Source organism: Arachidicoccus sp. (assembly GCF_050436765.1).
Lineage (GTDB): Bacteria > Bacteroidota > Bacteroidia > Chitinophagales > Chitinophagaceae > Arachidicoccus.
In genome coordinates, this window is the sequence record NZ_JBNQGD010000155.1 from 41,404 (window position 1) to 53,235 (window position 11,832).

General features: G+C 38.2%; 11 protein-coding genes. 10 read left to right on the plus strand and 1 reads right to left on the minus strand.

What is annotated here, in order from left to right:
- Positions 1–533: GH3 family domain-containing protein (locus ACQR30_RS06850; RefSeq protein ID WP_429733154.1), on the minus strand; the 533-nt coding region annotated here is incomplete at its 3' end.
- Positions 534–735: 202 nt separating this feature from the next.
- On the opposite strand from ACQR30_RS06850, the gene ACQR30_RS06855 reads away from it, so the two are divergent.
- The 10 genes from ACQR30_RS06855 to ACQR30_RS06900 all read left to right on the plus strand — a co-directional run bounded on the left by ACQR30_RS06855 (position 736) and on the right by ACQR30_RS06900 (position 11,717).
- Positions 736–1,119, plus strand: a complete 384-nt coding sequence (locus tag ACQR30_RS06855) for an START-like domain-containing protein (protein WP_429733157.1) — start codon at positions 736–738, stop codon at positions 1,117–1,119.
- A 281-nt stretch (positions 1,120–1,400) separates the two neighbouring features.
- Entirely contained in the window at positions 1,401–2,849 is a 1,449-nt protein-coding gene (locus tag ACQR30_RS06860) for an LptF/LptG family permease (RefSeq protein WP_429733160.1), read from the plus strand.
- Positions 2,850–3,512: 663 nt separating this feature from the next.
- The gene (locus ACQR30_RS06865; RefSeq protein WP_429733163.1) at positions 3,513–4,505 is read left to right on the plus strand and encodes a cation diffusion facilitator family transporter; all 993 of its coding nucleotides are present in this window, start codon (positions 3,513–3,515) and stop codon (positions 4,503–4,505) included.
- 96 nt (positions 4,506–4,601) lie between these two features.
- Entirely contained in the window at positions 4,602–5,972 is a 1,371-nt protein-coding gene (locus ACQR30_RS06870; protein WP_429733166.1) for a dipeptidase, read from the plus strand.
- A gap of 171 nt (positions 5,973–6,143) precedes the next feature.
- Positions 6,144–6,515, plus strand: coding sequence for an RNA-binding S4 domain-containing protein (locus ACQR30_RS06875; protein ID WP_429733169.1), 372 nt, complete (start codon positions 6,144–6,146; stop codon positions 6,513–6,515).
- Positions 6,516–6,539: 24 nt separating this feature from the next.
- Positions 6,540–7,064: a YcxB family protein gene (locus tag ACQR30_RS06880; RefSeq protein WP_429733172.1), complete on the plus strand. Its 525-nt coding sequence runs from the start codon at positions 6,540–6,542 to the stop codon at positions 7,062–7,064.
- Positions 7,065–7,099: 35 nt separating this feature from the next.
- Complete coding sequence (gene trmD / locus ACQR30_RS06885) at positions 7,100–7,777, plus strand: tRNA (guanosine(37)-N1)-methyltransferase TrmD (RefSeq protein ID WP_429733175.1); 678 nt, start codon at positions 7,100–7,102, stop codon at positions 7,775–7,777.
- A gap of 337 nt (positions 7,778–8,114) precedes the next feature.
- Positions 8,115–9,755 (plus strand): adenine deaminase, encoded by a 1,641-nt coding sequence (ade, locus tag ACQR30_RS06890; RefSeq protein ID WP_429733178.1) that lies wholly within the window; start codon positions 8,115–8,117, stop codon positions 9,753–9,755.
- A 60-nt stretch (positions 9,756–9,815) separates the two neighbouring features.
- Positions 9,816–11,039, plus strand: coding sequence for a formylglycine-generating enzyme family protein (locus tag ACQR30_RS06895; protein WP_429733181.1), 1,224 nt, complete (start codon positions 9,816–9,818; stop codon positions 11,037–11,039).
- A gap of 45 nt (positions 11,040–11,084) precedes the next feature.
- The gene (locus tag ACQR30_RS06900) at positions 11,085–11,717 is read left to right on the plus strand and encodes a GldL-related protein (protein ID WP_429733184.1); all 633 of its coding nucleotides are present in this window, start codon (positions 11,085–11,087) and stop codon (positions 11,715–11,717) included.
- Positions 11,718–11,832: the final 115 nt, after the last annotated feature.

Sequence of the window (11,832 nt, forward strand, 5' to 3'; positions counted from 1 at the left end):
CAAAAAGGGGTGTTTTGTAATAATACAGCACTTAAATCGCCGCAGAAAATCTCTTCATTCAATTGACTTACCTGATGACTACCACCGATAACTAAACCTTTTCCCGTAAGCAAATCACTTTCTGGGTTGTTTTGATAATACAGGGTAAGTACATCTTTTGCTGCCTGATAATGGCAATCTTCTAAACTTTCTTTGGTGATGGGAATGAATTTGCTCTTTTCACTCGTTGTGCCACTACTCTTGGCAAACCAAGAAACGGGCGTATTCCAAAGTACGTTTTCCTCTCCCTCCATTATACGATTGATATAGGGCTTCAAATCTTTGTATTCATGAATAGGCACAGTCGCTTTAAACTTACGAATATCAAATAAGCTATTGAATCCGTATTTGCGACCGAAAGATGTATTTTGTCCATGTGTGACCAAATCTTGTAAAACTTCTCGTTGAGAGGCTATCGGATGGTGCAGCCATTCCTTAATGCGCCAGTGGCGCATACGGGCGAGTCGTGATATGGTAGGAGAAAAAATTTTCATATAATCCGCAGTGGGCAAGTTACATAATGATAATCAATTTTTTGGGCGGGAATTAAAATATTTCTTATGTATAAAATCCATTCTTATATGACAAAATAAATAATTTTTATAGATTATTTTTAAAAATTTGGACATATCCGTTAATAATTATCTATTATTGCAACCAACAACTATCAATAAATTTAAGAATTAGGTATTAGTAATGGCAAAAAAACAACTATATTCTATAGAATTTCCGGTGAGATGTTCTCCTAATATATTATACAATTTCCTGGCTACACCAGCGGGACTTCAAGAATGGTTTGCGGATTTGGTAGATCAACGTGATGGTGTATTTAGTTTTTCCTGGAGTGGGGGAATGCCTGAGAAAGCGAAATTGATTTCGACCGAAGAAAATAAATCCGTTCGGTTTAGCTGGTTGCATGAAGACCCAAAAGAATATTTCGAATTTAATATAGAAACAGCGGAAGTTTCCAATCAAACAATTTTGCTAATTAATGCATTTGCAGAGAAAGGCGATATCAAAGATGAAAGCATGGTGTGGGAATATCAGGTAAAGGAGCTTTTTCATCGCTTAGGAAGTTAGTAGAATGGGAATTCCTATAAAATATTTTGCCCTGTTTCTTTTGTAGAAGCGGGGTTTTTTGTAAAACAATGCAAAAGAAAACAAGGTATTTTCTGCTAACTGTTTTTATTCTGTATTTTTGATGCCGAAGTTGTCTTTTGAGCTTCGGTTGTGATATAGGTGCAATTTGACAATCATTCGAACCAGCGAAGCAATCAATATAAAATTAAATGGCATATTTGTGGGAGCATTTATAAATGAATGTAGTTCACTAGGCTTATAAACTGTTTCATTTTTTATCAATGATAAAGAAATTAGATAAACTTATTTTGCGCTCTTTTGTAGGGCCGTTTATTGCCACTTTTTTAATCTCCACTTTCGTATTGGTGATGCAATACTTTTGGCTCTGGATTGATGATTTAGTGGGCAAGGGTTTAGATTTTTTTACTATCATGGAATTTATCGGTCTTGTTACGGCTATCACCGTTCCCCTGGCATTGCCGCTTTCTATGTTGCTTTCCTCCATTATGACTTTCGGGAAATTGGGAGAATCATTTGAATTGGTCGCGATCAAATCTGCGGGTATTTCTTTGGAGCGTTTTATGCGCCCCTTATTACTTGTTTCTTTTTTCTTAGGAGGCGTTGCTTTTTTGTTTGCCAACAATATTATACCGGTGGTAAACTTAAAGAGGGAAAGAATGTTATACGACATCATTACTTCGAAGCCGGCATTAAATATCAAAGTTGGCAGTTTCTATGATAAAATTGAAGGCTTTGTCATACGCGTTGGACAAAAAGATAAAGAGAGCAAGAATATAGGCGACGTCGTTATTTTCGAGAAAAATTACGATTTGCAAGACAATCTGCTTACCGCTAAAACTGGTACAATGGAAATGACACCGGATAAGCTTTCCATGGAATTTACCTTGAGAGACGGTTATCATTATGAAGAATCCGGTTCTAGTCGTGGTGACAATACCCAGTTTGTGAGAATGCATTTTAAAACTTATAGAAAGTTGCTCGATATGTCGAGTTTTAAGTTAAAACAGAGTGGCGAAGAAGGCTTTAAATATAGCCCCCAGATGCTCACTTTTAGACAATTAATTCCGGCTATCGATTCACTAAAGCGACAAAATAGCTTCTATCAAAAACGCACGGATAATCAATTACTTCCTTATATTGGGTTTGTTCAATACCAGGACAGTAGCTGGCAGAAATATTCGGCAAAAAAATTACCTACCAGTTATTTGGCCACGCTTTCCGATTCCATAAAAAGGCTCGCATATATGCAAGCTTTGGGTCAGATAAATAGAGCCAATAGTGATCTTGATTTCATTAGTAAAGATTACCAGTCCTTACAAAATAGTATTCGATCGCATCTGATCGAAGCCCACAGAAAGTTTACACTTTCCGTTGCTTGTATCATTTTGTTTATGATCGGTGCGCCACTTGGTTCGATCATTCGCAAAGGTGGCTTAGGCTCGCCGTTGGTATTCTCCATTATCTTTTTCGTATTATTTTATCTGCTCAATACCATTGGTGAACGTTTGGCCCGTCAAGGAGTTTTATCTTGCTTTGCGGGGATGTGGCTTTCAACATTTGTGCTATTGCCAGTCGGATTGTTTCTAACTTATAAAGCAATCCGTGATTCACAGCTATTCAATAATGAAGCCTATTTTAGATCTTTCCGGAAAATACGGTTGTTGTTTAAGAAAAAAGAAATAATAGAAAATACAGAGCAAGCTGATTAATTTTTTACTCTTTTTGACACGCCACTACCACGCAGGTTTCTATAATGCGCCCTTTCGTTATTGGAAATAAATAAAATTGCGTCTATTTTTGATGAAGTTTAAACGATTTGTATAGTAAGCAGAATTATCCGGAAAATACTTTCTCATTCAAAAAAGACAAAAAGTACTATTGATATTGGGAAATAGGGCGACGAGTGTACGTCGGTTATATTGTTGATTGTAAGGAAAGCGCTTTGTATTAGGGTATATTACAAAATTTTGATTGGAAGATGGCTTGGATAGAGGAAATTGATATATTGAAGCCGTTGGGGACAGAATGATCGTATGCATTGTATATTAAAACTAAGTTTGACAAAGAACTATAGTAGCTGTAGAATTACATAACGACGAATGGGTGATAGATGGCTGTATTGAGAACTTTGATAGAGTGTTGAAGCGCAGAAAGTTTACGGGTGGCTGATATTTTCTGGCCTGACGTATAAAAGAGGTTGGGGCGCGAGGAAGGGCTGGATTTATGACTCGAAAGCAGGAAAGCCTGGCATTCTCTATCTTCCATAGGTGGAGGTCTAGTATGGCCGAAAAACCAATCCTTACGGAAGCAGGCTAATTATTTTTGAAAACAAAACCGTTGCAAGATTATTTTATTTTCATCATTATTACACAATGGATAAAGCTAAACAGAATTACAATGTACAAAAATGGATTTGCGGTTTATCCGTTGTGTTGTTTATTGCTAAGTTGGTAGCCTGGTATTTGACTAACTCACTGGCCATTTTATCTGATGCTTTAGAAAGTATTGTCAATGTAATGGCGGGTTTTATTGGCCTTTTTAGTTTGTATGTAGCAGCCAAACCGAGTGACACGGACCATCCTTATGGTCATGGCAAAGCCGAGTTTATTTCCGCTGCGGCTGAGGGTGCTTTAATTATTGGCGCAGGCATATTAATTTTATATCAAACTGTCCAAAGCTACTTACAGAAAACGGTAGTAGGTGAACTAGACACAGGCCTATCTTTAGTCGTTGCCACTGCTATTGTAAATTATGTTGCCGGTTTTATTTGTTTAAGAATCGGTCGAAAAAATAATTCCTTAGCACTGCAATCCAGTGGGAAGCATTTGCAAATAGATACTTATACAACCATTGGTATTGTATTTGGCTTGGTCATTATTTTGTTTACAAAAATTTATTGGATAGATAAATTGATTGCACTTTGTGTCGGCATAATGGTCATCTATAATGGTTACCGCATTTTGCGCAAATCATTAGCAGGCATTATGGATGAAGCCGATATGAAGCTCCTCAACCAAATAGTGGTTTTACTCGATGCCCACCGCCGGGAAAACTGGATAGATATTCATAATTTCCGCGTTATAAAATATGGTTCACTCCTGCATGTGGATTGCCATTTAACATTGCCATGGTATTTCAATTTAAAAGAAGCACAAGTTGAACTGGATGTGTTTAGTGACCTTATTAAATCGCAGTTTGGTGATGCACTGGAGATGTTTGTTCATACAGATGATTGCCGCCCGCCCCAAAGTTGTACCATTTGTACAAAAATGGACTGCAAGGTGCGCCAACATGCCCTTAAACAAAAATTAGAATGGACCTTGGAGAATATTCTGGTCAATAAACAGCATTCGATACCGGGCTAAATCCAAAAATATTCCGCTAGCAAATCAGTCAATTTTCAAATTGACTAATTCGCTTATCTTCGCTACCCGATTATTATACATGTAAAACTATACACTATGCAACAATGGAAAAACTTTCAAGAAACGAATAAACAACGATTTTTAGACGAATTGCTGGAATTACTGCGTATTCCCAGCATTAGTGCGAAACCGGAGAATAAAGCAGATATGGTTTCTTGTGCCCAAAAAGTAAAACAAAGACTGGAAGAGGCGGGAGCCCAAAAAGTAACAATATTTCCTACCAAAGGGCATCCGGTCGTTTTTGGTGAAATAAAAGTGGACGAAAATAAACCGACCGTCTTAGTCTATGGCCACTATGATGTACAGCCTGTAGAGCCTTTGGAGCTTTGGCACAGTGGACCTTTTGAGCCGGTAATCAAAGACGGAAAAATATATGCCCGTGGCTCCGCGGATGATAAGGGCCAATTTTATATGCACATAAAAGCGTTGGAAACAATGGTCAAGACCAATTCTGTCCCGCTTAATATTAAATTTATTATTGAAGGAGAAGAAGAGGTAGGGTCCGATAATCTTGAACCCTTTTTGGCGCAGCATAAAGACATGCTTAAAGCCGATGTGGTGTTGATTTCAGATACTGCAATGATCAGTTTAGACACCCCCAGTTTGGACACGGGCGTACGTGGTTTAAGTTATATTGAAGTCGAAATTACCGGTCCTGACCGTGATTTGCATAGTGGGGTGTATGGTGGCGCGGTAGCGAATCCAATTACCATTTTAGCACAAATGATTGCTAGCTTGCACGATGAAAATAATCATATCACTATTCCAAATTTTTATGACGATGTACAAGTTTTGTCGCAACAGGAACGTGCTAAATTAAATAAAGCGCCTTTTGACCAAAGTGATTATAAAAAAGATTTAGGTGTAAAGGAGCTGTGGGGTGAGAAAGGATATACTACGCTGGAAAGGACAGGTGTACGGCCAACACTTGAATTAAATGGCATCTGGGGCGGTTATATGGGAGAGGGATCTAAAACAGTTTTGCCATCTAAAGCTCATGCGAAAATAAGTTGTCGTTTGGTGCCTGGTCAAGATCATCATAAAATGACCGATTTACTGATAAAACATTTGGAGAAAATAACACCTGACTGTGTAACGCTTAAAGCCTTTGCACACCATGGCGGCAATCCCTATGTAACGCCAATCGACAGTATCGAATACAAGGCTGCGGAAAAAGCTATCGAAGCTACTTTTGATAAAACCCCTATTCCTGTGCGTGGCGGCGGAAGTATTCCTATCACTTCTTTGTTTGAAAGTATTTTAGATTGTAAAACAATATTTATGGGCTTTGGTTTGGACAGTGATAACCTACATAGCCCTAACGAGAAATATAATATAGAAAATTATTATAAAGGCATAGAAACTATTCCGTATTTCCATAAGTTTTATGCGGAATTAAAAAAGTAAGGAGGAAGCCAAAAAGAGATAAGTGAGGCCTAATAAGTGAAGTGTGAAAAGTTGTTCCTTGATTCTTTTATATGGTGGGCCATATCATCTCATTTTTAAAATAGCGTTGAAGGGGTTGCTTCGATCCAGTCTGAAGCCTGATGAAGTAGTCAGTTTAAATATTTTAAGATTATGGAAGAGAAATTAAGAATAGATAAATATTTATGGGCAATACGCTTATTTAAAACGCGTAGCCAAGCGGGGGACGCTTGTGATAATGGCAAGGTTAAACTCAATGGCAATAACGTGAAGGCATCTAAAACTGTCAGTATTGGCGATGTGTACGACGTGAAAACCGAGGCGAGAAAATGGGTCATAAAAGTCGCGGGATTATTCGCCTACTCAGAAGCAATAAAGTATTATGAAGATATTACGCCACCGGAAGCTTTGGATAAAATTACGTTTGACGCACCCAGTTTTCACACTGGTAAAAGATTGAGTAAGATAGGCCGCCCGACAAAGCGTGACAAAAGGGATATCGATGAGTTCTTATCGGAGGAGTAACAAATAACAAAAAAAAACAGATGAATGAATAATTTTTCAGTAACGACGCAACTTTCGCAGGTAGAATATTGCAAACTTTTTGTACGATTAAGCTACAAGCAAAGGCTCTATCAAATCATTACGATTATGGGTGTTTTGCTATTGATTTTATCTATCATACGGTTTTTTACAACAAGTATTGTTTCGGAAAGAACACAATGGTTTCTGTTCTGTTTTAGTGTTTATTGTTTGGTCCTTTTCCCATTAATTGTCTGGTTGCGTGCCAAGAGAATTTATAAAGGTAATCAGGGCTTACAAAGCTCTATACATTATACTTTCACAGAGACCGGACTGACACTCAATGCGAGTGGTATAGAATCTAAATTTGGGTGGAAGGATTTTGGAAATGTGCAGCAAACGAAAGACTTTTTCTTGTTATTTGGCTATAATCGTGCAGCGTATTTTATCAAGATGAAAGATTTGACCGCTGAACAAATGGTATTTATAAAGACAAAAATTATGAGCTCCCAATCAGAGAATACGGAGGAAAAACCTTCGATTGAAAACTAGGGCAGCTTTTCACTTTTAATTTTTCCCTTAGAAAAATGCACATCGATATTATTACAGTTGTACCGGAATTGTTGGAAAGTCCATTGTCACATAGTATTATGAAACGTGCACAGGACAGAGGTCTGCTTACTGTGCAAACACATAATCTTCGCCAGTGGGCTTTAAATAAATATGGGCAGGTCGACGATTATCAGTTTGGCGGCGGAGCCGGCATGGTGATGATGTGTGAGCCTTTGGCCAGTGCTATCGAGCATTTGCAAAAAGAAAAAACATACGATGAAGTTATTTATTTGACACCCGATGGAGAGCGCTTTAACCAGTCTATTGCGAATCAGTTTTCTTTAATGGAAAATCTTTTAGTTATTTGTGGCCACTATAAAGGTATCGATGAGCGTATTCGACAATATTTTGTAACCAAAGAGATTTCTATTGGTGATTATGTTTTAAGTGGTGGAGAATTGGCGGCAAGTGTGGTCGTAGATGCTATAGGCCGTTTATTGCCGGGTGTATTAAATAATGAAACTTCCGCTTTAACAGATTCATTTCAGGATAACCTTTTGGCCCCTCCTGTTTATACGCGCCCTGCCGAATTCCGCGGTTGGAAAGTACCGGAAATATTACTCAGCGGAAACCCTAATCTAATAGAGAATTGGCGTTTCGAGCAATCTTTGGAAAGAACAAAAACCCGAAGACCGGATTTGTTGGCGGATTGATTGCCGAGGCATTTCAACTAGTTCATCGCTTCCTTGTTTATTGATGATGCTTCATTTTAATTATCAGTAGCTTGTTTTTCTAACATACATATGGCGGAGGCGCGTAAAATGGAAATTTTTTACGACGCACCCTGCCTTATTTAGACCTTTATTTCAGCTTAACGGATTTGTATCTTTGTGCATCTTTATGATTTGGCGGTTTTTGGCGTGAGGGATAAAAAATCATTTTCCATGGCCGCATTCTTGTAATTCGGTAAGATAATTGTAGTTTTAACCTTACTATTTTTAAATTACTACTTTTTAAATAGTATTGACCGTACAGCTCAAATCATACATTATGCAAATAATCACCGCTAATTACGTCGATGCTTTCAAAAAAGAAATCTATCCTTCAGAAATTTCTTTCGACAAAAAGATCATGGTGATAAAAAAATTGGGTGATTCCATTGATAAAAGCTTGCCCTATATCTTACCCGGTTTCATAGATGCACATGTACACATTGAAAGTAGTATGCTTATTCCCAGCGAATTTGCGCGTGTTGCTGTTACACACGGCACGGTTGCTACGATAAGTGATCCCCACGAAATTGCCAATGTATGCGGCATGGAGGGGGTGAAATATATGATTGAAAACGGGAAGAAAACACCCTTCAAATTTTATTTTGGTGCCCCGAGTTGTGTTCCTGCAACTGTTTTTGAAACGGCAGGTGCAACCATTGATAGCGATGGCGTAAAGGGATTGTTGTTGATGGATGAAATAAAATACCTTGCTGAAATGATGAATTTTCCTGGCGTATTGAATGGTGATGAAGAGGTACTAAAGAAAATTGCCCATGCTTATTCGCTCAACAAACCGGTAGATGGTCATGCACCCGGACTTCGTGGTGAAGAAGCCAAAAAATATATTGATGCGGGGATTTCAACAGACCACGAATGTTTTACGAAAGAAGAAGCTTTAGATAAATTAAAATATGGAATGAAAATTTTAATCCGCGAGGGAAGTGCGGCTAAAAATTTTGAAGCCCTGATTGATTTGTTGGACGATTATGAAGATGAGATAATGTTGTGTAGCGATGACAAGCATCCGGATAGTTTAGTTTTGGGTCATATCAATCAGCTATGTTCAAGGGCTGTAGCAAAAGGCATTGATATTTTTAAAATTGTTAAGGCAGCTTGTATCAATCCAGTGTTTCATTATAAATTAGATGTGGGACTATTGCGTGTGAATGAACCGGCAGATTTCGTTTTGCTTAAAGATTTAAAAAGCTTTGAGGTACTTAAAACATACATCGATGGGAAGCTTGTGGCGCAGAATGGGCAGACATGTATTGCGTCTATTCGTGAAAGAATTATTAATAATTTTGCCGCTCGGAAAATAAAAATAGAGGATCTCCGTTTTGAGAAAGCGGATTTCTTCCGCAATGAGAATGGGGAGGTTCCTGTCATTGAGGCCCTTGACGGACAATTAATTACTAATAAAATATTTTTGTTGCCTAAAACGGAAAATGAATATCTGGTAAGCGATGTAAGTAAAGATATGCTGAAGATGGTTGTCATAAACCGTTACCTGGAAGCGCCGATAGCAAAGGCTTTTATTAAAAATTTTGGTTTAAAAAAAGGGGCTATTGCTTCTTCTGTTGCGCACGACAGTCACAACATTGTAGCAGTAGGTGTAGATGATAAAAGTATCAGCGAAGCTGTAAATGCGATTATTTCTTCAGGAGGGGGAATTAGTGTTACGGGGAATAAAATGGATGTATTACCTTTACCCGTAACTGGTTTAATGAGTAATGGAGATGCTTATGAGATTTCAAAAAAATATGCCGATTTGGACAATATGGCAAAAGAATTGCATAGCGAACTGTCGGCACCCTTTATGACATTAAGTTTTATGGCCTTGTTGGTTATTCCACATTTGAAGTTGAGCGATAGAGGGTTGTTCGATGGGGATTCCTTTTCCTTTATCCAAAAGAAATAGTATTTGTATTCATGGTAATGATTTAAAATGAACTTTTAAGTAGATATTAAAGAAAAAAGTATGAGGAAATATTTTGGGTTCTTATTAGCTGGAATACTTTTAGGTACTGCTGCCGTACAGGCGCAGAAAGTATTGCGTATAAGAAAATTAGTTGGCAGCAAGCATGATAAATTGTATGGACTGCCTTTATCCGTTGTCAATGTACCGGCAGGCAATATTGTAATTGGGTCTAATTCAGCTGATACTGCCCGTTCGGGGTATGACAGACAGCATCTTGTTAAAATAAGTTCTTTTTATATAAGTACTACAGAGGTGACTAATGCGCAATACAAAGAGTTTACTAATTGGGTCAGGGACTCTTTAGCGGCTATTGATTTAGGGGGGGAATATATTACAGTAAAGGATGGCGATACGGCTATTAATTGGAAATATGCTACTCATATCAACTACTCCGACCCTGCAATAATGGCTAAGCTTACGAATCTCTTACTTGACCCATCTAAAAGTCTTAGTAACCGCCCCCAAATAGATCCCCACAAGTTAGTTTACAGAATGGAGGGCTTTAATTATCAAGAGGCTGCGAAGAAGGAGAATGAAGGCCGTAGCCCTAAAGATTTTGTATATAGGCAGGATGTTGAGGTGTATCCGGATACCTTAGTATGGATGAGAGACTTTGGCTATGCCAATAATGAGCACATGTCAATAGGATATTATGCAAGTGATAAGTATAAAAACTACCCGGTAGTAGGCGTAAGTTGGGTTCAGGCGAATGCTTATTGCGACTGGTTTACAAAGCAACGGGTTTACAAAGAGCAGAGAAAGAGAAAGATGCCCAATGATGGGGTTTGTCGTTTGCCCACACAGGCAGAGTGGGCTTATGCAGCCAGTCTAAATGATAATGACGCAGATGTAAAAGCAAATAAAAATGATACTGCAGGCAATAAAACGCGAGAAGATGGTCTGTTAGGCAATAAGCTTTTCCCCGAGATGGTGGTTCGTAATAAACGTGGCGGATATCATATTTATGATATGGCCGGCAATGTTTCGGAATGGACCAATACCTCCTTTTATGAGGGAAGTGTAAACTTTGTAAATCGTTTCAATCCGGATATAGAGTGGGGAAATAATGACTCGAAGTCGAAGTTTAAAAGGAGAAAAGTGGTATGCGGGGGAAGTTGGAAAGATATACCGGCCCTTACCACAACTAGCAATAGATTTTATGAAGATATGGATAATGCCCACTCCTATATTGGATTTAGAGTGGTATTGAACTTTCCGGATTAATTTTTCTTATTCTTAAAATAAATTTTATACAATAATTTTCGCATTATGTCAGTAGAAAAAGTAAGGCCCATAGATAGGATATTGGAAATTTTTTATTCTTTCGCCGCCGTCCCGGTGTTATTGGGCGCATTGTTCAAAATCACTCATACTGCTCCTTTTGGAGAACCCAATTCATGGTTGTATGTAGGTTTGGGCACTGAGGCTTTGGTGTTTTGCACTTTTGGATTGCTTTATTGGCTTGCGCCACCTAAAGCAGTTGATGAAATGGGCGTGTCCATTGATAGTGATTCTACTGAATTGTCTAAGACAAAACAAGGCTCTTCTTTAAATGCCATTGACGGCATGTTAAAAGACGCGGACATCACGCCTGCGTCCATGGATAGACTAAGTGAAGGGTTTAAAAATCTAGAGGCAAGCATTGCGAGGATTAGCAATGCAAGTAATAGTATGGCCAACACGGAAGAATATATGCAAAAATTGCAACAAGCAACTACTTCATTGGCATCTATGAATAGTTTCTATAATAAATTAGCCGAAACCTCTCAGGCGTTGATCAGCAGTGCTGATGACGCAAAACGCACGCAAGAGCAAATTGGCGCATTGGCTAAAAATCTTGAAAAGCTAAATCAAGTTTACGGAGGCATGCTCACTGCAATGCAAGGCAATAATAAAGCGTAAAATTTTCTACCCAATCTTTTAAAATAAAATTAGTGTTCCAAGCTTATTGTTGAATAAGGAACTAACTATAAATTATTACAATTATGGCAATACCTAGGGAGCCGAGGCAAAAAAT